Source organism: Candidatus Bathyarchaeota archaeon, from assembly GCA_026014465.1.
Lineage (GTDB): Archaea > Thermoproteota > Bathyarchaeia > Bathyarchaeales > Bathycorpusculaceae > JADGNF01.
Genome location: JAOZID010000004.1, coordinates 362,639 through 384,821, shown reverse-complemented (window position 1 = coordinate 384,821; position 22,183 = coordinate 362,639). Strand labels below are relative to the sequence as shown.

At 48.7% G+C, this 22,183-nt stretch carries 25 protein-coding genes and 1 rRNA gene; 12 read left to right on the top strand and 14 right to left on the bottom strand.

Annotated features, from left to right (window positions below):
* Positions 1–504 (bottom strand): 16S ribosomal RNA (locus NWF04_01970); the annotation flags it as partial.
* A 679-nt stretch (positions 505–1,183) separates the two neighbouring features.
* Here NWF04_01970 and NWF04_01965 point away from each other — a divergent pair.
* Positions 1,184–1,657 carry a hypothetical protein gene (locus tag NWF04_01965; GenBank protein ID MCW4005357.1) on the top strand — a complete coding sequence of 158 codons (474 nt, stop codon included), beginning with the start codon at positions 1,184–1,186 and terminating at the stop codon, positions 1,655–1,657.
* A gap of 90 nt (positions 1,658–1,747) precedes the next feature.
* On the opposite strand, the gene NWF04_01960 is transcribed toward NWF04_01965, so the two are convergent.
* The 3 genes from NWF04_01960 to NWF04_01950 all read right to left on the bottom strand — a co-directional run bounded on the left by NWF04_01960 (position 1,748) and on the right by NWF04_01950 (position 4,281).
* Complete coding sequence (locus tag NWF04_01960; GenBank protein MCW4005356.1) at positions 1,748–3,349, bottom strand: oligosaccharide flippase family protein; 1,602 nt, start codon at positions 3,347–3,349, stop codon at positions 1,748–1,750.
* A gap of 159 nt (positions 3,350–3,508) precedes the next feature.
* Entirely contained in the window at positions 3,509–3,823 is a 315-nt protein-coding gene (locus NWF04_01955; GenBank protein MCW4005355.1) for a winged helix-turn-helix domain-containing protein, read from the bottom strand.
* A 74-nt stretch (positions 3,824–3,897) separates the two neighbouring features.
* Complete coding sequence (locus tag NWF04_01950; protein ID MCW4005354.1) at positions 3,898–4,281, bottom strand: hypothetical protein; 384 nt, start codon at positions 4,279–4,281, stop codon at positions 3,898–3,900.
* 209 nt (positions 4,282–4,490) lie between these two features.
* Here NWF04_01950 and NWF04_01945 point away from each other — a divergent pair, with 209 nt between their 5' ends.
* A complete protein-coding gene (locus NWF04_01945; GenBank protein ID MCW4005353.1) occupies positions 4,491–5,705 on the top strand; it encodes a CBS domain-containing protein in 1,215 nt (404 codons plus the stop codon).
* A 38-nt stretch (positions 5,706–5,743) separates the two neighbouring features.
* Here NWF04_01945 and NWF04_01940 read toward each other — a convergent pair whose 3' ends face one another.
* The 5 genes from NWF04_01940 to NWF04_01920 form a co-directional block, all read right to left on the bottom strand.
* Positions 5,744–6,562, bottom strand: a complete 819-nt coding sequence (locus NWF04_01940) for a dihydroorotate dehydrogenase electron transfer subunit (GenBank protein MCW4005352.1) — start codon at positions 6,560–6,562, stop codon at positions 5,744–5,746.
* On the bottom strand, positions 6,537–7,457 hold the full coding sequence (locus tag NWF04_01935; protein MCW4005351.1) for a dihydroorotate dehydrogenase: 921 nt from the start codon (positions 7,455–7,457) through the stop codon (positions 6,537–6,539). Before NWF04_01935 ends, NWF04_01940 begins: the two co-directional genes overlap by 26 nt.
* Before the next feature lie 86 nt (positions 7,458–7,543).
* Positions 7,544–8,368, bottom strand: coding sequence for a heliorhodopsin HeR (gene heR, locus NWF04_01930; protein ID MCW4005350.1), 825 nt, complete (start codon positions 8,366–8,368; stop codon positions 7,544–7,546).
* 157 nt (positions 8,369–8,525) lie between these two features.
* Positions 8,526–9,407 carry a UbiA family prenyltransferase gene (locus NWF04_01925; protein MCW4005349.1) on the bottom strand — a complete coding sequence of 294 codons (882 nt, stop codon included), beginning with the start codon at positions 9,405–9,407 and terminating at the stop codon, positions 8,526–8,528.
* Positions 9,408–9,490: 83 nt separating this feature from the next.
* Positions 9,491–11,059, bottom strand: a complete 1,569-nt coding sequence (locus NWF04_01920) for a B12-binding domain-containing radical SAM protein (GenBank protein ID MCW4005348.1) — start codon at positions 11,057–11,059, stop codon at positions 9,491–9,493.
* Positions 11,060–11,241: 182 nt separating this feature from the next.
* Between NWF04_01920 and NWF04_01915 the strand changes: the two genes are divergently transcribed.
* The 6 genes from NWF04_01915 to NWF04_01890 all read left to right on the top strand — a co-directional run bounded on the left by NWF04_01915 (position 11,242) and on the right by NWF04_01890 (position 13,947).
* Positions 11,242–11,724 (top strand): hypothetical protein, encoded by a 483-nt coding sequence (locus tag NWF04_01915; GenBank protein MCW4005347.1) that lies wholly within the window; start codon positions 11,242–11,244, stop codon positions 11,722–11,724.
* A complete protein-coding gene (locus tag NWF04_01910; protein ID MCW4005346.1) occupies positions 11,721–12,197 on the top strand; it encodes a hypothetical protein in 477 nt (158 codons plus the stop codon). Before NWF04_01915 ends, NWF04_01910 begins: the two co-directional genes overlap by 4 nt.
* Complete coding sequence (locus tag NWF04_01905; protein MCW4005345.1) at positions 12,194–12,544, top strand: hypothetical protein; 351 nt, start codon at positions 12,194–12,196, stop codon at positions 12,542–12,544. Before NWF04_01910 ends, NWF04_01905 begins: the two co-directional genes overlap by 4 nt.
* The gene (locus tag NWF04_01900) at positions 12,541–13,071 is read left to right on the top strand and encodes a hypothetical protein (protein MCW4005344.1); all 531 of its coding nucleotides are present in this window, start codon (positions 12,541–12,543) and stop codon (positions 13,069–13,071) included. Before NWF04_01905 ends, NWF04_01900 begins: the two co-directional genes overlap by 4 nt.
* Positions 13,068–13,421, top strand: a complete 354-nt coding sequence (locus NWF04_01895) for a hypothetical protein (protein MCW4005343.1) — start codon at positions 13,068–13,070, stop codon at positions 13,419–13,421. The genes NWF04_01900 and NWF04_01895 overlap by 4 nt, the downstream gene beginning before the upstream one ends.
* A 259-nt stretch (positions 13,422–13,680) precedes the next feature.
* The gene (locus tag NWF04_01890) at positions 13,681–13,947 is read left to right on the top strand and encodes a hypothetical protein (protein MCW4005342.1); all 267 of its coding nucleotides are present in this window, start codon (positions 13,681–13,683) and stop codon (positions 13,945–13,947) included.
* A 53-nt stretch (positions 13,948–14,000) separates the two neighbouring features.
* On the opposite strand, the gene NWF04_01885 is transcribed toward NWF04_01890, so the two are convergent.
* Entirely contained in the window at positions 14,001–15,293 is a 1,293-nt protein-coding gene (locus tag NWF04_01885) for a tRNA (N(6)-L-threonylcarbamoyladenosine(37)-C(2))-methylthiotransferase (GenBank protein ID MCW4005341.1), read from the bottom strand.
* Positions 15,294–15,489: 196 nt separating this feature from the next.
* Between NWF04_01885 and NWF04_01880 the strand changes: the two genes are divergently transcribed.
* The 4 genes from NWF04_01880 (at position 15,490) to NWF04_01865 (ending at position 17,391) form a co-directional block, all read left to right on the top strand.
* Positions 15,490–15,645 (top strand): ribbon-helix-helix domain-containing protein, encoded by a 156-nt coding sequence (locus NWF04_01880; GenBank protein ID MCW4005340.1) that lies wholly within the window; start codon positions 15,490–15,492, stop codon positions 15,643–15,645.
* Entirely contained in the window at positions 15,635–15,940 is a 306-nt protein-coding gene (locus tag NWF04_01875; GenBank protein ID MCW4005339.1) for a hypothetical protein, read from the top strand. Before NWF04_01880 ends, NWF04_01875 begins: the two co-directional genes overlap by 11 nt.
* A gap of 105 nt (positions 15,941–16,045) precedes the next feature.
* Positions 16,046–16,756: a DNA alkylation repair protein gene (locus NWF04_01870; protein ID MCW4005338.1), complete on the top strand. Its 711-nt coding sequence runs from the start codon at positions 16,046–16,048 to the stop codon at positions 16,754–16,756.
* A gap of 230 nt (positions 16,757–16,986) precedes the next feature.
* Entirely contained in the window at positions 16,987–17,391 is a 405-nt protein-coding gene (locus tag NWF04_01865) for an MgtC/SapB family protein (protein MCW4005337.1), read from the top strand.
* A 7-nt stretch (positions 17,392–17,398) separates the two neighbouring features.
* On the opposite strand, the gene NWF04_01860 is transcribed toward NWF04_01865, so the two are convergent.
* From NWF04_01860 to NWF04_01845, 4 genes are all read right to left on the bottom strand, one after another.
* The gene (locus tag NWF04_01860; GenBank protein ID MCW4005336.1) at positions 17,399–19,366 is read right to left on the bottom strand and encodes a cation-translocating P-type ATPase; all 1,968 of its coding nucleotides are present in this window, start codon (positions 19,364–19,366) and stop codon (positions 17,399–17,401) included.
* A gap of 76 nt (positions 19,367–19,442) precedes the next feature.
* Positions 19,443–20,429, bottom strand: a complete 987-nt coding sequence (glpX, locus tag NWF04_01855) for a class II fructose-bisphosphatase (protein MCW4005335.1) — start codon at positions 20,427–20,429, stop codon at positions 19,443–19,445.
* 203 nt (positions 20,430–20,632) lie between these two features.
* Positions 20,633–21,193 (bottom strand): manganese efflux pump MntP family protein, encoded by a 561-nt coding sequence (locus NWF04_01850; GenBank protein MCW4005334.1) that lies wholly within the window; start codon positions 21,191–21,193, stop codon positions 20,633–20,635.
* A 94-nt stretch (positions 21,194–21,287) separates the two neighbouring features.
* Positions 21,288–22,127, bottom strand: coding sequence for a winged helix-turn-helix transcriptional regulator (locus NWF04_01845; protein ID MCW4005333.1), 840 nt, complete (start codon positions 22,125–22,127; stop codon positions 21,288–21,290).
* Positions 22,128–22,183: the final 56 nt, after the last annotated feature.

Below are 22,183 nucleotides of genomic sequence, written 5' to 3'. Positions count from 1 at the left end.
GCTGGTATTACCGCGGCGGCTGACACCAGACTTGCCCTCTCCTTATTCCCCTAGCTTTCTAAACTAGGTAAAAGCCAACCTCAGCGGTCGGCACTCGGGATGACCCTGTCACACTTTCGTGTATTGCAAAGTTTTCGCGACTGCTGCGCCCCGTAGGACCTGGGCCCTTGTCTCAGTGCCCATCTCCGGGCTCCCGCTCTCACGGCCCGCACCGGTTATAGGCTTGGTGGGCCATTACCTCACCAACAACCTGATCGGTCGCGGCCCCATCCTTGGGCAACACCTAGAGCATGATCTAAATGTTTTTTGGGCGAAGACTCATTCCAGAGTTCTTCACCTATCTGGAATTAGCCCCAGTTTCCCGGGGGTATTCCCGTCCCAAGGGCAGGTTAGCCACGTGTTACTGAGCTGTGCGCTGCGCCTCCTTCGTGGCTGGAAGGCGCTCAACTAGCATGTCTTAGTCCCATCCCGATAGCAGTGGGGTCCGGCAGGATCAACCGGAGTTACGCACAACGCAACTCCGTGATCTGACGGATAAAATGTTTATTACGTACGTTCGTTTTTGGGTTTGTTCTTACTGGATTTGGAGGGAGATCTTCCACAAACGTCAAAGCCCATTTCAGACCTAACATGAGCAATTCTATCAGGTCCACATGTGTGTCCCCGCAATTGGAGGCCAACTCCCGCATCCCTGCAAGGCATACGCCGTTTCGGTTGGGGTTGAGCCGCCGCCATGTGTTAATTGCGGGGCAGCTGAATTAGCTAAGTTAGTTCAGATGCTCTTTCAGCCCATATAAACATTCCGCTACAAGAGGAAACAAACCCTGCCCCACGTCAAACTTAACGTGTGGTTGCAGATAGATTGCCGTTGGGGGTTGTTTGCGGTTTTTTTAATGTTTTTCTGTTGTGCAATTGTGTTTGACTTGACTTGCAGGGTTGATTGAGGCAAATGCACATGGCTTTTTTGGCAAGTTTATGGAGGGTTTTGGCTTGCAGATTTGGAGCCGCATGGGGGAAAAATTGGGGTTTTGGTGGAGGTTAATGCGGCGGGCGCGGACAAATGTGCGTGGGCAGCAGGGGTTTGGAGGAGGCACGTATTTGTGTAGAACAGTTGTGTGCGTAATTTACAAAACAAACAATGTTTATTACAACTCAATACTTCAGACATAAGATAGTGGTTGTAATGGCCTCGAGAAAAACAGCAAGAATACTAGCCAGCGGCTTAATTATCGCCGCTTTTGCGATAACTCTGGTTAGCTCAGGTGCTTTAAGCGCTTTGACTGCATCCAAAACTTTACCGTCAACGGGGATGCTTTCACCAGTAGAAGCAAGCGTAAACATAGGAATCTACTCGGACATAACATGCACACAAGAAGCAACCGCCTTGAGTTGGGGCACACTAGAACCAGGCGAAAACACCAACCAAACAGTCTACATCAAAAACATAGGCACAGCAGACGCAACCTTGACTATGACAACGACCAACTGGTCACCACAAAGCGCAGCTTCATCAATGACTCTAACTTGGAATTGCGAAGGCAGACAAATAGCTCCAAACGAAGTGGCAGTAGCTACACTCACACTCGCAGTCTCAGGAAACATCGCCGACGACATAACCAGCTTCGGATTTGACGTCATAATAACAGGCGCCACCTAAATAATCAACCCACACCCATTTTTTACTCCACCCCATTTTTATTCTACCAAACAAGTTTTTGCACAGCAAACAGTAGGTTGCAAGTAGTTGCTATGCACCGCGAAGGGATAGGGTTTTTTCCATGATTTTTAGCAGTAAACTGACGAGTTTTGATATGAAGCCTAGGCCAGTGAACATTTCTTTGAAGTTTTTTATGTCTGCGTGGTTGACTGCTCCAAGAAGAGGCGCCGTGATTAGGTAGGCACCTACGAAGACTGCTGCGCCAAAGAGGAGCCTAAGTAAATCGGCAGTGTTGAAGACAAGTAAGAAACCGTAAGTTACCCCAGCAGCCAGCAAGGATGCCGCCATGATTTTGGCTGAAGATGAGAAATCTACTTTGGCTCGGTATTTTTGCCATATCCAGATTAAACCCCAAATCATGCCTGGAACGCTGGAGAACAAAATAGCCACTATACCACCTACAACGCCCATGAACGCACCCATACCTGAGAGGTAGGGAATTATGATGAAGGCAAAGGGTATGCTTAATGCCATGGATAGGATGCTTTGTTTTAGAAGCTGAGTTGTTTCGCCGATGCCTGTTAGCAGGGTTCCTAGGCTGATGTTGCCTACGACGGCGTATAGGTTAACTATTGCGGAGAGAGCCAAAAATGAGGGGGCTTCTGCGTAGGTTTGCCCAAACAGCGTGTAGACTATGGGTGTTGCCAAGACGATTACGGCTAGGGTTGCAGGCACTAAAAGCACGGAGGTGTACTTCACGGAGGATGAGAAGACCTTTTTGAGCAAAGCGGGTTCTTCTTTTGGGTCCAACTTGGCAAAAGCAGGAAACAAAACAGTAGACACGGGAACAGAAATAAACGTCAACAAAACCGAAAAATTCAAGGCAGCATAATAGTTGCCTATCATAGTGTTGTCGGTAATGTAAATCGCCATTATAAAAGCAAAAACCTGCGGCAACACACCAATCACAATATTAGAAATTGTCAGGGGAATCCCGTAGCTTATCATGGGTTTGAGGTTTGTGATTAGGTTGGAGGCGCCGTCTTTTATGTGTGGAAGTTTGCGAAACAGCAGGAAGTAGAGAAGAATTATGGCTGCTGCTGCGCCTCCCGCAATTGAAGCTATGGTGCCCACTACAGCGCCAAAGACGCCGTAACCGATTAGGACCAAGAAGGGTGCTACGCCAGTTTTTATGACGGCTTGGAAAACCGAGGTAAAACTGTTGTACGACATTTTTTCAAATCCGACAAATATGCCGTTGGCTGCTGCCATTACTGCTCCTGCGAAGATGGATATGGACATAAGGGCGATTAGGGGTTGGGTTTCAGGTCTTTGAAGAGCTATGGCTAAGGGTTCGGCTAATGCAAAACTGAGCAGGGCTAAAGCGGCGCCGCTGATGATTTCGAATATGACACCTGAAACGATTACGCCGTGGATTTCCGCGTTTTTGTCGGCGGCTCGTAGGCTGGCTATCTGCTTGGTCATGGCAGAGTTTACGCCCCAGTCACGGAAGAAGTTAATCAAAGACGAGGGAATCATGGCTATGGAGTACAGGCCGTAGTCGCCGGTTCCTAAAATCCGCGTGAGAATCACTGTGCCTAAAGCCATGATTACGGTTGATGCTACAACTCCGATTAGCAGTTGGAAGCTTCCTGTTGCTGAAGATTTCCCCATGTCTAATGCTTTATCCATGACCCTGCCTACTCGTCAATGTTTGCTACAGTACTTATGGTATGTACCTAAAATCGCTATTGCATCAAACACCAAATCAAAAGAGGCAGACACCGCAAACAGCTAAATTCGTGTTCACGGAAAACTGCAGACAGGAATAAAAACCTAAAAGTGTAGGGGTTATTGGTCTGAGTCGCAAAGTTTTTCGAGGGCTTTTTTCTCGTCTCTGACTTCGCATAGGCTTCTTTCTACGGTTTCGGTTGTTTTTTGGTATTCTTTGTATGCGTCGAGGAATTCTTGTCCTTTTTCGGTGAGCAGGTAACGTTGTTTTTCAGAATCATGGTAGAGCAGGGAAGCCGCAGTGATTTCCTCTACGTATTTGCATAGGATTTTGTAGCTAAGGTTAGCTTGGTACATTATTTGTGTACGTTTAGCGCCATTTTGTGCAACTCTTAGTATGTCAGCGATTATGTCCAGTTTACTCCGATAATTCACGGTTACACACTCCTAAAAGCTATGCTTGAGCGGGAAAAGGGGTTTCAAAACCGCTTCCACTAAACCCGTGCAGATTATTTGTGTAACCACCCACGGCCACCTTTTTTTGGGTGCTGCACCAGCTTTTGTGGAGGCTGATAGGACGCAGCGCGTTTAGTTTTTTTGGATTTTTTGCCCGTGATTTCGGTTTTTATGAATTTGTTCCAGCCGCCTACATGTGGTGGGGGTTGGATGAAACGTTCGGCGTTTTCTACTTTGTGCTGTTGAAGGATGTCCTTGAAGTCTAAGGCTTTAAAGTCACGGGTAGCATGAATTATAGTTCCTTGCTCCACAAACAAAGAAGAGTAATTCTCTACAGCTATGCCCTCTGCTTTTACGCGGTCATCAAAACGTTCAGACCACAGCTTTTTCCATTGCACTTTGAGTGTATCAACAAACTCTTTTTGCTCAACGGTCAAACTGTAGCTCCCTCAACCTGCTTTAACCGCAATTTCGCATGAAGAACATGCGGTACATTAACTATACTCATGCTTTCTCCCTGTTTAACTTCCTTCTCCCCAGACTATTTAAAGCGCCAAGTAAGATACAACCATAGACGTATTATAGAACAATACATAAGGTTTTCCACGTCACAACCCAAAATGACATTTTGCAATGTTTAAATTCTATGGTAACCATAGCAGTTAGGGAGCTTTTCGGTATGATACGTGAGATTTCCGTGAAAGATGTGTTTTCTCAAAAGTTTTCATCAGTTAACGAGAATGAACCTTTGTCGAAGTGTGTAGAGCTTTTCAAAACTGAAAACCCGCCTGTTTTGGCTGTGGTTGATGATAAAGACAGGTATGTTGGCGTTATTGCAAGAAGATGGGTTGTTAGGGCACGGCTTGACCCTGCGACGACGAAGGTTAAAACGCTTATGCGTTCTGCGCCAAAAATAGATCAGAATGACTCGTTGAGCAAAGCTGCGAAGTTGATGATACAAAGCAGCATCAGGCAACTGCCCGTTTTTGACGGAGAAAAACTACGCGGATTCATAACAGACGAAGACATCATCCACGGAGCCGTAACACAGGAATGGGGCAGCGGCACAGTAAAACAGATCATGACCAAAGCACCCTACACCATCGAATCATCCAGGTCCGTTGGCGCAGTGCTTAGCCTGTTTAGGGAAAACGACATCAGCCACGTGCCCGTCATGGAAAACGGTCAACTCGTAGGCATCATAAGCACCCAAGACATCATCGAACACGTCTTCCAACCCAACCAACGCCAAACCGTCGGAGACATAAAAGGAGAAAAAATCCAAGTCCTAAGCATACCCGCAAAAGGCGTCATGACCAGCCCCGTCATAACAGTCACACCCCAAAACACCCTGCGCGACGTAGAGAAAAAAATGCACGACCTAAACGTCCACTGCCTCGTAGTTATAGACAAAGGCAGAGCAACAGGCGTTGTAACCAAACTGGACTTCTTGGAGCCCATCTCGCTAATGGAAGAAGCCGATAGGCGGATGACTGTGCAGTTTGCCGTTAAAGGCGCTGAGATTGACGAGAGCACAAGAGGTTTTATGCTTGGCGAATTTGAAGCTGTTACACGCAAATACAAAGACATGCTCGAATCGGGAACCCTCTTTGTCTACATGAAACTGCACGGAACCAACCACAAAGGAGAACCCCTCATCCACTGCCGCCTGCAACTGCGAACCGTAAAAGGCATGAAAGGCTTCTTCGTCAGCTCCGCCGAAGGCTGGGGCATAGAACCCACATTCCGCGTCGCCTTAGACCGCCTTGACAAACGCATCCTACGCAGCAAAGAACTAGACTTTGACCCCAAATACCAAAAAGAATACATGAGAAAAATCGGGTTCCCCACCGAACTCTAGCAAGGCTTGCCCTTTCCCACATTTTTTGTGAACGGCGGCTATATGGGGATTCGGCTGCCGTCAAAGCCTAATTTGGAGACCCCAAGCTCGTCTATGATTTCGCGAAGCTGCTCGGAGGTGAATACTGGTCCGTCTTGGCAGACGCGGTATTTGCCTATCATGCAGCTTCCACACAAACCTATGCCGCAACGCATTAACCGTTCCAAGCTCGCTTCCATTGGCACATCATAATGCTCGGCAAGCTCGAAGATTTTGCGCACCATCCGCTCTGGACCACACGTGTAAACCATGTCGTACTGCCGCGTTTTTAGCAGCTCTTCAAGGGGCTTGGTAGCTAAGCATTTGACACCGTAGCTGCCGTCCTCAGTGGCTGCGTGGACGCTTTCAGGAGTGCACAGGGCATCTAGTTCGTCAACAAACAAGAGTTCGTTTTTGGTTTTGGCGCCCACCACGAAACTTAGCTGTTGAGCCTGTGCGGAGAGCTTTTTTGCCAAGAACAGAAGCGGCGCAGTTCCCGTTCCGCCCCCCACCAACAAAACCTTACCGTGGCTTTGGGTGAAGCAGGTGCCAAATGGTCCTCGCACGCCCACGACCTCGCCTGTTTTCATTTGATGTAGATGCCTTGTTGCGTCGCCCACAGCTTTGACGGTAACGGAGACTTCGCCATCGCCCGCATGCAGCACGCTTAGGGGGATTTCGTCTACTTCGGGTATCCAAAGCATAATGAACTGCCCTGGTCTGGCTTGGCTGCAAAGCGTATCCTTCACAGTAAAAGTTTTCACGGTTTCAGATTCCACCCGTACATCCGCTATGGGGGTGGTTCTTAGGGTGTTAATTGCGGTGAGATTTGCCGACAAGCTCACTTACTCTCCTGCAGCCTTTCTTTTTCAAATAAGCCGTAACTCCACGGTTGATTTCTTGGAAAACTTGGGGTTTCTTTGTTGCTATGGCGGTTCCGATTTGCACGGTTGAGGCGCCTGCAAGCAAAAACTCGACAGCATCTTGCCAACTGGTGATTCCCCCGCAGCCCATGATTGGAATTTGCAGGTGCTCGCTGATGTCGTAGACGCATCTTAACGCTACGGGTTTGATGGCGGGTCCTGAGAGTCCGCCGCGTACGTTGCTTAAAATGGGCAGGGCGGTTTCGACGTCAATTGCTATGGCGCGTACGGTGTTGGTGACGGTTAGGGCGTTGGCTCCTGCTTTGGCTGCGACGTCTGCGAGTTCGACGATGTCGGTGACGTTGGGGGAGAGTTTTACGATTACGGGTTTTTGCACCTGTGCCTTGACTTTTACGATGACGTCTTTGAGAAGCTGCGGATTTGCCCCGATTTCTGAACCCGTGTACTGTACATGCGGACACGAAACGTTGAGTTCCACAGCGTCAGCACCCGCTTCAACAGCTTTCTTGGCAACCAACGCGTATTCCTCAGCGGAGTAACCGTAGATGCTAACAATTAACGGCGCAGTCAACACGGTTTTGGCGTAGCTGATTTCTTTTGTGTATTCGTTGATGCCAGGGTTTGGCAGTCCCATGGCATTTATCAAGCCGCTTTTGGCTTGTACCACGGTGGGGTTGGGGTAGCCCATACGCGGGTTTACGCCAACTGACTTGGTAATCAAAGCGCCTGCGCCGTTTTCCTCGACCAGCAGCATGGAACCGGTGGAGTAGCCAAGGATGCCCGAAGCTAATGCGGTTGGGTTGTCAAGTTTTAGCCCTGCAAAGTTTGTGTTCAATAAGTCGGTGCCCAAGAGTTTGCCTCCCTGACTGTACATGCAAAGTTATTGCGTTAACAGAAATAAAGCTTCAGGAAACTCAGAGAACCCAAAAATGGGGGTTAGAAGGGAGCGTAGACTCCGCTAAAGACCATCCAGACTAGGAAGGTTTTTGCGATGAAGCTTAGGATGATGTAGGCTCTTTCGCCGTAGAGGTAGTCTTTCCAGCCGCCTACTCCTTTGTATTGCAGCAGCATGTTGAGGGCGAAGCTCATGAACAATGCAAAGTAGATGAACAGTATCAGGTACACAAACGTTGGAACTTCGGCGCCTGTGGAAGTTATTGCTGAGGTAAAGTAGGCGAAAAGCACTAGCCATGGAAAACCGCCTGAAATGCATCCCAGAATAAACGCGGACCAGCTTGTTTTCTCAGTCTTCTGGTTTATAACCTCCATGAGGTAACCAAACATTATCATCAGAGCGTTTAGCAGGAAAATCATTGACAGCGACCAGAAATCCCAAACGCCCACAAAGGTGGCTATGACAACTATCATTATGGAGCTAGAGAGCGCGTATTCGTACCAGCGGTAGGGGTTCATGCCTTTTTTGAGGTAACTGTTGTAGGCTTGGTTTTTGGGAAACGCAATGAGGAAGTGTGCTATGGCGGAAATCAACGGAAAAGCGGCGAGCAGCAACCCCAAGTTGTTTATGGTGAAGAATACTTCGGGGTTGGGGTAGGCGTATATGGCTGGGCTTGTAGGGGTCACATGCGCAAACTGCAAGTAGAACGTGTAGATGTCTCTAGACCAGGTCAAGGTGAAACCTAAGGCTAACATTGCCACGCTGTTGATTAGGTGAAGAACACCCGCACCCGCGTTTAGTTTCTTTAGATGTGAAAAAGAAATTGGAGAACTTTGTATTCTTTCTAGCCGTTCTTTATTATCCATAAAATCCCCCGCAAAACAATTTCTGCAAAATGAATATTTATATTTTGCTAAAACTGGAGGCGAAAAAGCTCCAAACAACCAGAAAATCAGCCTTAACCACGTTAAACGTAAACAAACATTCATGAAATGAAGCGTTCACCAACCGTACGGCTTGAGGTTAGAATATGGGGTTGATTTTTAGCAGGCTGCAAAGCATCAGGCTTAAGGTAAAAGCTATGGCGACTATGACGAAGTCTTTGGAGAGGGTTTCGCCTAGTTTGTGCAGTTTTGTGTCGTCTTTGGAGCTTTTGGTTAGGGCGTGGCGCTGCTGTAGGAGGCGTATGGTAAGAAAAGTAGCCAATCCCGATAGTGCACCATAGTATGTCCATCCAAGTTCGAAGAGCATGCCAACCCAAAACATCAACGGGAGCAGGCTGTAACCCATGATTATGGTGATGAGGAGTCCTTTTTTGAATCCGAAGATTATGGGAACAGTTCGTGAGCCGCTTGAGAAGTCGGAGGCGTAGTCGGCTAAATCTTCCCAGAGGCTGTTTACGGCTGTTGTTACGCCGATGAGCACGGCAAGAACGACAACGCTTGGAGTGAAAACCTCAAAAAAAGAAGCAACGATCAGCACGGGCACGGCGCCCACCGAAAAATTCACGAGGGGTTTGTAGGCGGTTTTGCGCAGCCTAAAGGGAGGAACCGAATACAGTACGCCGCACAGTATGCCTATGGCGGAGAACAAGAAGACGTAGGGAAGCAGGGTTATTGCTCCCAGAGCCAAGGAAGCCGCTGTGAAGACTATTGTGATTAGTAAGCCTGTGCTGCCGAGTTTTCGGGTGAACATGGCGCGTTCGGGGTCAGAGAGCAAATCCAAGTCCACGTCGCAGATGTTGTTCATGGCATCCGCGGCGCTCCAGATGCAAAAAACCATCACACCCAAAAAAACCGCTGAAGTCCAAGCCAAAGATTCAACAAGCAGAAACGTTACACCTACAGAAATCAAAAAAAGCATCAGACCTCTTTCGGCGCTGATGAACTGAGCAAACCCCTTCACGTCCCGAAGCATACCCCAAGGGCAAACGCACCTTACTTAAGCATTCCCCACCCAAAAAAGGGAACTTTTCTTGCCATGGGGGTTTAGGCGTGGGCTAGTTTCCAGATTGCCTCTCCGAACTGTTCGTCACGGCGCAGCCCATAATATTTCTGGGCAACCTTGGCGGCGAACGGTATGGCAGCGTTATTTACGGCTTTGAGCAGGGCGGGGTTGGTTATGCGGTTGGCTAGGAAGGTGTCGCGCCAGATGTGCACGTTGTATTCCCAGCATCGGGTTACGAAGTCCCAGCGCATCTTGGTTAGTGAGTCGAGTTCGGCGCCTTTTTTGTTCATGAGCAGGCAGTCTTCTAATGGCACGAAGAACAGGGGTACGTAGAAGGCGTTGTAGTCTTTTAGGTCGTCCATGAGGGCGAGGGTTTGGTTTACGTCGTCTTCGGTTTCGTCTGGCAAGCCAACTATGAGGGTAGCTAGGGGGAACCAGTTGTTGTCGTTTAGGATTCCGAAGGCTTGTTCTACGATTTCTGGCCATTGCTCAGGCTTGTAGGGAAGCATCTTGCCAGCCATGTACTTGCGCATAAGCCGTACACTGCCAGTTTCCACGCCCGTCTCGCCTGTTACTATGGGTTTGCCGTTGTGACTATACCAGCTGTGCTCTATGAGAACCTCGGCGACGCGCTGGATCATGTTGGGTTTACAGACCACAGGCGCCAACGACATGTGACTGGGCTGCACACCACAAACATTTGGAACCTTCGCCACACTCTCAACCAGCTTAAACACCGTCTCCTCCTCAGGCACAAACGTCTTATCCTTAGCCCCATACAAAAACAAGTCCTCAGTAACCAACGTAATATTCGCGCCTTTTGCACCTGATTCTTTGGCGGTAATTTCCACCTCTTGGACGATTTCGTCTAGGGGCGTGTCTACTTTTCGAAGAACAGTGGGGGTGCAGAATTGGCAGTTTCTTCCGCAGCCTTTGCTGATTTCTACTGCGCCGTGAATTGCCGCATGATGAACGAGCGGGTATTTTTCTTCGGGTTTGCTTGGAGAACGCACCCGCGTGGGCAATGCTTGGTCGTTTACGGCTTTGCGAAAAGCGTCCACAATGCCTTCTTGTCCGGGTCCTATGACTAGGCAGTCTACGCCGTAGTCTTTGGTTAGGCGTTTGCGTTCTAGTTGCCAGCTGCCAAAGCCGCCGACTATGACTTTGGGTTTGAAAGCGCGTATGGCAGGATGCTTGGCTAGGGCTTTGAATTCGACGGCGTTCATGGGTTCGCCTCCGCCAATTATTGAACTGTAGGTTTTGCTAACGTAACCCATGCCGGTGGGGTCCATGCTGCTTATGCCGACGGCTTTAGTGTTTGGACCCACAAACTTGTCAAGGTCACAGGGGTGAACAACAGCCACGTCAGAAGAAGAAAAACCGTTCTCCAACAAAATAGCCTCGACCTTTCGCAGTCCATATGGAGCGACTTTGGCTCTGCCATCAGTAGTGCGTTCAACGGGGGGGTAGAGGTATTTGCGTATAATCCATTTTGGGACAGGCCCGCTTGCGAAGCCGCCAACAAACGCTACAAAAGGGTTGTTACCGTACTCGCTCATCTCAGTGGCGGATGCGGTTAGCACTATTTTTGTACCCGAAGTATTTGCCATTGCGTTTCCTTCTGCCGATGAGTTACAGTGGTTGTTACTTTGGATTATTAATGATTACGGTTTGCACGGTTCATGGGAGGGGAGGCAGGTTTTTGTTTATAAGTTGAATGTTTGTTCAGGTTTGGGGTTTGGTTGGCAAGCAATAAATACTTGTAAATACTTTATTGTTTACGTGATGCTGTATGGTATCCTACTCACTATCCGCGCCGCTTAGCCAAAAACAAAAAACCGTCTGGGCACTCATAAGCAAAGGCCTCTCCGTAGCAGCCATAGCCAACAAAATGAAGACCACCCGCCAGTTCGTCAACCAAACCAAACTCGCCGCCGAAGCCAAACTTGCCACCACCCTCATGGAAGTAGCACAGACCAATGACCTGCAAATCACCAAGCTATGCCCCAAACAAGCCATACTCCTAGGCTACCACCCATCACTACAACGCAAAGCCATAGTCACCTACAGCACCAAATACGGCATAAAAGTCTGGTACTGGCACGACAACCCCCAACAAGAAAACCTCAACCCAGAATTTCTGCAACAAACCCGCCAATATCTGCTGCAAGTCGCCAAGGAAAGAGGCATCCAAATCGATGGCGCCAAAGAAATGCACCCCGCCAAGCTGGCAACTCTGGTTTTTGGCAAGATGATTCCGGAGCTGAAACCATGAAAACATGGAAGGAATTAAAAGAGGTAATCCGAGGTTGGCTTCCAAAAGAGCCGAATCCGCAAAACAGCAAAGTGAAGGCAGCGGGAGAGCCAAGTAAAGCTACGAGGATTCTGTGGTATGTTGTTGTGGTAGCGGTTTTGGCGGTTATGGTAACGGCGGTTATAGTTTTTTATGTTCCTTTTTTGGCTGAAAGCTTTGTGAACCGAACTTTGGCGTTTGTGGTTTATGTGCCGGTGGTTGTAGCCATTTACATTATCTTTGGTCGTGACTATTACAGAAAGCACCCCAGAGAACACAGAGCCAGAATCATAATCACCTCAGGACTGCTCACCGCGCTTACCGCAACAGTAACCTTAAGCCTAATTCTTGGTTCCCTACCCCCATACTTCTGGCTATACCTAATTCTCCTCTTTGCCATAGGCTCTATAATCGGCGACCAAATCACAAAGAAAACTGGAGGCACACAACTTTGAAGAACACACAAGAAAACATAAACATAAAAAAATACTTAGAAATGCGAATTCGCGGATGGCTTCCCCAAGAACCCGCAGTCTCCAAAGCGCAGCCTTCGAAGAGCCGTTGGTCCTGGATGCACCGAGAAGTCGCAGAATGGGAAAAAACCGCGTACAAGTACGCTGCTGTAGCTAACACAGGCATAGGATTGGCTTTCAGGGTAAGCGATACTGTTTTTGACTTACACACCAGCAGCGCCGAAGTGGCTGTTGCAGCATGGAGCGCTTTTATAGCATCACTAATCGTAGCCAATGTTGTGTTGTATAGGCACTTCAAAAAAAGAGCCCGAAGAGGAGAAAAACCGTGAACCGCAAACACACCACCAAAAACCACAGCAGAGGCTGGCTGCCCAAAGAGACCACAACAATGCATCAAAAATTGGGGATAGCTGACTGGTTTTTGCGTTTTGAATCTGTGTTTCGGCTACTTTACGGGGTCATGTTTGGCGCGTTGCTGGCTGTGCCGTTTGGGGTTTATCATTCGACCGTTGAGCCTTATGTTGCGGGTGTGCTTTGGGGGTATAGTTTGCCTGTGGGGTATGTGGGGCTTGCCTTGGGTTTGGCAGCGGCGTTTTATTCGCGTTTAGAAAAGCGTGGGGGCATGAGGTTTAGCAGGTTTTTGATGCTGGCGGGGCTGCTTTTACTGCTGGTTTTTGCTTTTGCACCCAAAGATGGCTTTGTTAACCTGGTTCACGCCACAAGCTTTAGCGCAGCCAAAATCGATGTTGATTACGCAGTGGGAAACTGGGCAGTCATGGGACTCGCAACGCTAAGCATATTCACAGGGCTCACAGCCAAAATATCCCACAAAAAACAGGAGAGATTGCAGACATGACCCTCAAAAAGAGCCTAAACAAAATCCGCGGATGGCTACCCAAAGAACCCACGTTTTTGAACCCTCAAAAAACCCAAAAACCAAAAGAAAAACAGCAAACCAACCGCAAAAGAGCAGCAGCATACATCGCGGTTTTCATGGCGTCATTTTTGGGAACATTTAGTTTAGCATACACACTCTACAGTTTTGGTTTAGGGTCGTACGCAGCATACGTTCCAGGAGCAATAGTAGTTACAGTTACTTTGGTTCCCGCCCTGCGAATTGTATATTTGAACAAAGAAAACGCAAAAATCAGCGCCCGTAGAAAGCAGCAGGGGGAGGGGCAATATGAAGTTGAGAGAAAGAGTTGAGAAAGTTGAGGTTGGCTGCCTAAGGAAACAAGCCGCGCCTATGAGCCTAAAGCAGCCAGACCCAGACTAAAACTTTCCTTAAAACCGCCTCCATCATCGGGGTTATTGCTCTCTTGGCGGGAGGCGTGTTTTTTAGCGTCAAAACTTATGCGCGCTACAGTAATCCGCAGGATGACATAACAGCAAGCTACTTTGAAAAAACCGCAGTAGTCGTCGGCGACACCTTGGAAGTTAGCGTCGCAGTTACTGGCACGGGCAGGTGCTTCCCGAATTCAAACGAGACAAAGTTGTTGACCTCTACCCCCAAGGCTGCTTCACGCTCATCCAAGGAAGTAACAGCTACGAAACCAGCGGCTACGGCGGCAACATCCACTTCAGCTACACGCTGCAAGCAACCACAGACGCAACCATAAACCTACCAGCACCCACACTACACATAGACAACACCCAAATCCCCCTAAACAAAACCACCCCACTAAACAACCCAAACCCAACGCTCACCAACCGATTAGGATGCAATTTTTAATTGTATGCAGAAAAGGGGGGAGGGGGTCTACTAAAATAGAGATAAACAGGAAGCTACGGTTGCAGGGTTGTTGCGGTTAGGTGGGTAGAGTAGGCTTTGGTGATTTGGACGCGCAGGGTTTTGCCCAGCAGGTTGTTGGGGTTTTTGATGGTTATGGGTTTGTAGGCATAGTTTCTGCCTATCCAGGTTCCGGGGATTTTGCCGTTTTCGTCTATGAGTATGGTGCCTGTCCAGCCGACCCATTTTTGGTTGCGTTTGAGGCTGATTTGTTTGGCGAGTTTGGCGGTTTCTGTGCTGCGGTTTTTGATTTCTCCGCGGGGTACGAATTGGTCTTGCATTTTTAGCGCGGCGGTTTTGGGGCGGACAAAGAATTTGGAGACGTTAACCACGTCGGGTTCGACCTCACGCATCAGCTGCAGGGTGTTTTGGAAGGCTTCAGAAGATTCCCCAGCAAACCCGCAAATTACGTCCGTGCTCACCGTAATGTCAGGGTAAGCCCTGCGGAAAGCTGCCACTACTTCTTTGAACTGGGATACCGTGTAGAACCTGCGCATACCACGCAGCACCTCATCGTCGCCGCTTTGCACGGGCAAATGCACGAACTTGAAGATTTTCTCGCCGCCAAACGCTTCAATTAGCGGGGGCAAAAACGGAACCACCACGTTGGGCGTCATCATGCCTATGCGTACCCAGAAGTTGCCGTTTACTGCGTTTAGGGCGTTTATTAGGTCGGCGAGGTTGACTTGGAGGTCTTTGCCGTAGCAGGCGGTGTCTTGGCTGGTGACCCAGAATTCGCGGACGCCAGCTTGCAGGTCAGCTTCTACGCGCGCAGTTATGTCGGCGATGGGGGTGCTTCTTAGGTGTCCGCGGGCGTGGACAACGCAGCAGTACGCGCATGAGCCTAGGCAACCGTAATTCACGGGCAAGATGCTGACAACGGGGTTTACGGCTACACGCGGCAGATTCAGCTTTGGCGCCTTCGACAGGGCATTGTCTATCTCGACGAAGTGTTCCCCGTTCAAGACGCGCCCAACCACGGACACAATTTGCTCGCCTACCCCAGGACCCACAACAGCGTCGCAGCGTACTTCGCGCAAGAGCCGCTCCAAACTAATCATGGGCAAGCAACCGCAGACGATTACGCGTTTGTTTTTGGGGATGCGTTTTAGGGCGTCGATGATGCGGTTTTCTGTGGGACCTTTTACGGCGCAGCTGTTGTAGATTATTACGTCGGCTTCTGCTTCGCTTTGGGTTAGTTGGTAACCTGCTTGAGTTAGGCAGCCTGCTAGGGTTTCGCCGTCGGCGGTGTTGGCGCTGCATCCGAAGTTTCGTATGAAAACGTGCATAGTAATATGCAAGAAAGCATGTATCTAATAAAAACTTGCAGGTACTGATGCGTCGGATTATACACGAATATGCAACAGCCGCAAAAAACAGCTTAAAAGGCATGTAACCAACATGTTAGCCACATATTTGCAGTATGATATGTAAAACTATATGGACGAAACATCAGTGTGTAGTCATTGAGGGATAGAGCGAGAAATGAAATTAATCACACTGTACCTACCTGAAACATACATAAAAGCCTTGGATCAACTCGTAGGCGAATGTTTTTACCCCAACAGGGCCGAAGCAATTCGAGTAGCCATACGTGACTTAATCAGCGCCGAAGTCTGGAGGAGAAAAGGTGTTGACTAAACACCTGCGCCTGCCAGATGAAATCACAACAAAAATACCCATAAACATAGAAGAGGCAACCAACATGTGCGTTGCCGACTTAACAGAAAACCCCAGCCGCGCATTTTGCGCAAAAACCCCAACACCCAAAAAAACAGCCACCAAACCCACTACCTACAAAGCAACCAAAACTGCGCTGCCAAAAAACAAACTCCCAGAAATCAAAGAACTCTACAACTTAGAAGCCCCCACACCACCCCAAAAATGCCCCAACCTTAACCTGGACGTAGAACTCTACCAAATGGAATCATACTAACCTCCTTCTCCCCCCTCCTCCCTTTCATCCTTTCTTTTTGCGCTTTTGAGTTGTGTTCGTTTTTGTTTAGAGAAAGCTCTTATGCGTGGGGGTTGTTGTTTGCTTATGCATCCTGTTGTTGGGCGGGTTAGGGCAGAGCTTCAGGAGAAAGCGGACGAGCAGGTAAAGCAGGGGTTTAGACGGTTTTTCAAAGAAGAAGCTACCTTTTATGGCGTAAAAACCCCTGTCGTGCGCAAAACTGCGGCGAAATACTGGAAAGAAATCAAAACACTGCCTAAAACAGAGGTTTTCACGCTCTGCGAGACCCTATATCAGTCAGGCGTTATGGAAGAAGCAACAGTAGCGGGAACGTGGCTATCCAAAATAACAAGCCAGCTTGAACCCAGCGACCTAAACATGTTCGAGCAGTGGATAAAAAGGTACGTTGACAACTGGGCAAAATGCGACGACCTTTGCAACCACATCATCGGCGCGATTTTAGAGAAATACCCCAAAACCGCATCCCAAGTCGCACAGTGGGCAAAATCCGATAACCGATGGCTAAAAAGAGCCTCCGCCGTCTCCTTTATCATCCCCGCCAAAAAAGGAAAATTCTTACAACAAACCCTACAAATCACAACCACCCTGCTTAACGACCCCGACGATTTAGTCCAAAAAGGCTACGGCTGGCTCCTCAAAGAACAAACCAAAACCCACCAACAACAAATCCTCCAGTACGTTCTACAACACAAAAACACCATGCCCCGAACCGCCCTACGCTACGCCATAGAAAAAATGCCCCAAAACCTCAAAACCCAAGCCATGCAAAAAGACTAAAACAGGAAGGAAGAGAGAAAGGAAGAACTCGCCCTTGCCTGTTTGCGGCTTGGGGAGTTACCCTTTTTGTGTGTGGTTGGTGTGTTGTGTCCTGGCTTGGTGAGCCTTGATTGTGTGTTGTGGTTTTGAGATTTAACCGTTGCGTGATGTAGTACGCTTGTAGTGTGTTTTCGGCTGTGTTTTGGTGGTGACCAGTTTGTTTTTATATGCTGTTTGGGTTTTGTGCGGTTATGGAGACTATTCTTTCTTTTGATGTTTTTCTGAGTTTGGTTTTGGCTGTTGTTCTTGGGGCGGTTGTTGGTTTGGAGCGTGAGTTTGCTCATAGGCCTGCGGGGTTGCGAACGCATGTGCTGGTTTGTTTGGGTTCTTGCTTGTTCACCATAGTTTCAGTAAGCTTTAGCGCAGACCCCGCGCGCATCGCAGCAGGCATAGTTGCGGGTATCGGGTTCATAGGCGCAGGCACCATCTGGGCGGAAGTTGACAAAGTCAAAGGCATAACCACTGCCGCTAGTCTTTGGGCGACCTCTGCCATAGGCATAACCGTGGGTATCGGTGATTATCCTTTGGCGGTTGTGGTTACGGTGTTGGTGTTTCTGGTTTTGTCTGCCAGATATGTCCTAAGAAGGCTGGGGTAACAAGAGGTTATTTGACGCGTTCAAGGCGCAAAGTGTTGAGCAGGAGCAGCATGGTTACGCCGTCGTCTCCTGAAGCCACGGTGAACCAAAGTGGAATCAAACCCATAAGCCCCAAAGCGCCCAGAATCAGTTTAACTACCAAAGACGCGGCGATGTTTTGTTTGGCGATGGTCATGGTTTTTTCGCTTAGCCTGAGCAGGTACGGTATTTGGGATAGCTCATCTTTTACTAAGACAACGTCTGCGGATTCTAAGGCTACGTCCACGCCGCCCGCGCCCATGGCAATGCCCACGTCAGAAGCAGCTAATGCAGGAGCATCATTTACTCCATCGCCGACCATAGCCACCAACCCGCCGCCTCGGCTTTTTAGTTCATCCACAAGGCGCAGTTTATCTTCAGGAAACAGCTCCGCGTGAACCTCGGAGAGCTTGAGTTCAGATGCGATTTCCTTGGCGATTTCTTTGCGGTCACCTGTTAGCATGGCTGTTTTCACTTTTGCCTTGTTCAGCGCGGCTATGGCGTTTTTGGCGTCTTCGCGAACTTCATCAACCACGCAAACTGAAGCCATGCCTGCTTTGCCCACGGATATGCAAACAGAGGTGTGGGTGTCGGTTTCGCTTAGGGCGTAGGCTTCTTCGCAGTTGCAGTCAAATTCTTTCATTAACTCAGGGTTGCCTACAGCTACAAAGTTGCCGTCTACATAGCCTACGATGCCTTTGCCGGGGACTTCGGTGACGTCGGTGATGGTGAGTTTGCTTATGTCTATGCCGTGTTCAGCGGCTCGGCGTACTATAGCTTGGGCGATGGGGTGATTGCTAAACTGGTCCAAGGCAGCCGCGTATGCTAACGCTACTTCTTGGGGTCTTGAAACTGCCCTGACTTCATGCACCACGGGTTTGCCAAGAGTTAAGGTACCTGTTTTGTCGAAGACAACAGTTTTTACGCGGTTTAGCTTTTCCACGTAGATGCCGCCTTTTATGATCACGCCTCGTTTGGCTGCTATGGTTATGGCGACAAAGATGGTTGCGGGAACTGAGATGATGAATGCGCTGGGGCATGAGAGTACTAGCAAGATGAGGGCGCGGTAGAGCCAGGTTTGGAAGGGTTCGGATATGAGGGCGGGGAGGGCAAAGGCGGTGAATACGGCAAGGACAAGGACGATGGGGACGTAGATTTTGGCGAAGCGGTCAACGAGTTTTTCTATGGAGGCTTTGTGTTTGCTGGATTCAGTGACGAGTTTAACTATGCGCGAGACAAGGGTTTCGTCAGAGGTTTTAGTAACCGTGATTTTCAAAACGCCGCTGGTGTTTAGGGTTCCCGCATAAACGCAGTCATTCACCGCTTTCGTAACAGGCACAGACTCACCCGTAACCAAAGCTTGATCCACCTGCCCCGAACCCTCCACGATGTTGCCGTCAACGGGAATTCGCTCCCCTGGACGAACCAGAACCGTTGTTCCAATCGTCACCTCGGAAACCGCTACGGATTTTTCGGCGCCGTCTTCTATGACGCGGGCTTGCTCGGGCATAAACTGGCTGAGTTTTTCCACGGTTTTTTTGGCGCGCTCTTGGATGTAATGCTCAAAATATTCAGCTATACAGTACAAAAGCAAAACAGTAGCGCCCTCAAAGAGGTACCCCAAGTAAACTGCACCCAAAGCCGCAACAGCCATAAGAAACTCGACACTAAAACGCCGCTCCCCAACCAACTCACGCAACCCGACGTAGCCGATGTAGACGGCGGCGGAAATGACGGTGACGTAGTAGAGCAGGTTGCTTACGGTGGCAACTTCATTTGAGAAGGGCAAAACAAACCCCAGAGGAACACCCTGTGCGACAAGGGTTAAAACGCCTGCAATCAGTATGGTTACGCCCAAGATTACAGCTAAAGCAACCATGATTTTGCGGCTTTCAGACTCATCATCTTCTGCGTGAAAGGTTTCCCTACAGCTTTTTTCGTGCTCAAAAGTAGTCATAAGAAGCCTCTCTAACAGAACTAAATTAAAACTGATATTAAAACAGCACGTAAAACAAGAAAAGAAAAAGGAAAGGTTAGGGTAGGAATTGTTTGTAGACGGGGTGTCCTTTGAAGTGGAGGGTGGTTTGGGATTTTTCGATGGTTCGGCTGGGCATGCGCATGCAGATGGAGTGGACAACTGCACCGTCGGCTAGTAGGGTTACGCCGTTGAGGAGTTCGCCTTTGGTTATGCCTGAGGCTGCGAAGACGAGTTGGTCGCCTTTGGCTAGTTCGTCTTGGTCGTAGGTTTTGTTTACGTCAACTCCTGCGTCTATGAGGCGTTTGAGGCGGTCGGGGTCGTCTTTTTTGTCTTTCCAGACTCTGACGAGCATGGTTCCGCCTAGGCACTTTACGGCAGTAGCGGCTATGGTGGCTTCGGGTCCTGCGCCTGCGCCGATAAGAAGGTCAACGCCGCTGTTTGGCATGCAGCTAACCACTGCGCCTGCGATGTCGCCGTCAGGAATAAGAATGATGCGTACACCCAGTTTTCGAAGCTGCGAGAGGATTTCTTTGTGGCGTTCACGTTCAAGCATGATAACGGTAAAGTTTGAAAGGGGAAGCCCTTTGTTTTTGGCGACGGTGCGCACGATTTCTTCTATGCTCATGTCAAGGCTGATTTTGCCTATGCTGTGTCCACCTGTAGCGATTTTGTAGTAGTAACCATCGTCAGGGAGGATTTGGAAGCAACCCTTGGGGGCGCATGCAAGGGCAGATATGGCGTCTTTTCGTCCTTTGCTGGTGGCGGTTGTTCCGTCCACAGGGTCAACAACGAACTCGACTTTTGGACCATTGCCTGTGCCGACTTTTTCTCGGATAGCAAAGCTAGGGGCATTATCTTTTGGCCCTTCACAACAGATGACTTCACCGTCAATGTCAGTTTGATGCAAAACAGCGCGGCTAAACTCTACCGCTTGATCATCTACAACATCACAATTTCCTTGTCCAATATGAAGAGCAGCGCCTACTGCGCCTGCAACAGTTATACGAGTCAACGAGGGAGCAAGTGCTCTTAAAGTTACCATACCAAACTTTCTCCTAATTCTCAAATATAAACAACATTCACGATTATGTAAGTTTACTGCATATAAAACATATGCACATCCATAATAAAGTTGACAGTAAGAACAATCCACAGCCACAACAGCCACAGCTTTTCTATAGACCCCCTCCCCCCTCGTTTTCTGCATAGAATTAGTATTTACATCCAAATAGGTTGGTGTTTGTTTTAGATTATGAGTAGGTGTTCGAGGAGGATTTGTATGCCGATGGCTATGAGGATGAGTCCGCCAACTATTTTGATTTTGTCGCCGAATTTGCTGCCAAGGTAGTTGCCAAAGAAGAAGCCGATGCAGGAAAGAGAGAACGTTACGGCGCCTATTGCGGCTATGGGGGCGAGTAGGCTGGTTTGCAGGAAGGCGAAGCTTAAGCCGACCATGAGGGCGTCTATGCTGGTGGCAACTGAGAGGGTCAAAAGCAAGGACAGCTTGAGCTGACCTGATTGGGGCGTATCGTCTTTTTTTGTGGAGTCATAAATCATTTTGCAGCCGATAAACGCTAAAAGCCCAAACGCTATCCAATGGTCAAATTCCATGATTAAACTGCTAAAGTGCACGCCCACAAAGTAGCCGATAACGGGCATGAACATTTGGAAGAAACTAAAAGAAGCCGCCAACAACAACCCTGTTTTTCGCCTCTGCCCCTTGATAGAGACGCCGCTGGCTATGGAAACCGCAAAAGCATCCATCGCTAAACCCAAAGCGATGAAGACAATGGTAAATCCATCCATCTAATACGCCCGCAAACTGTTTGTCACAGAGTGAAACTAGAAAATATAGGCTTTGTGATAGCAAAAAAAGAAAAGTCCGCAGGAGGGGTTTGGGTTATTTGGGTAGGAGTCGGGCGTCTTTGACTTCGTAGACTATGTCTGAGGTGTTTTTCAGGTTGATGTTGTCGATTTCTTCTATCATGCGGTTGACCATTCTGCCTACGACGAGGACGAAGACATTGAGTCCGCGGGAGGCGGCTACGGCGGCGGCTCGGCTGAGTCCGAATTCGATGGTGGGTTCTATGTCGAGTTTGGATAAGACGGCTCTGCCTACTGCTCCCATGACGCCTATGCGGTCGGGTTTGAATTCGTCGTAGAAGGCTTTGACTTTGTCTAAATCAACAGCACGCGAGCCTCCATCGCTTATACTGGGCATCTTCACAAGCAAAATACGACCCTGCTTTATAGGCACCTTACCTTCCAAATCGATTAAACCCAAATCCTCCCCCGCTTTCGCGTCATTCAAAACAGTGCCCTTTGCAGAAACAGAGGAATCATCAGGTGAAACAGTGTAGAGTATGCCGTCTTTTATGATGATACCAACTTTGTCGCCTTCTTTCACTGCGGTTGTGGCTAAAGCGGGCAGGGCATGTTCAACGTTTAAGTCACGTTTTATCCCAGAAACATAGGCGTTTAAATGATGCAAATCCTCCTGCAGCTTATCCACCGCTTTAGGAGTCAAACGGTAATCTGCACGTTCAGAACCTGCCTCAAGCAAACCCTCCTTAGAAAGCCTCTTAAAATATTTGGAGATAGCCTGAATGGTTATGCCGATACGGTCGCTTATGTCCTTTTGCTTAACATGGGGCTGGTTACGCATAACTTCCAAAAGAATCTGGAATTTGGTAAACTCGCTTTTGTCCCGAAGCAAAACATCTTGGGGGGGCTTGCGCATATATTCAACCTCACATTAACTTCATTTAAAACAAAATTTAAAGGTTCAGGATACCC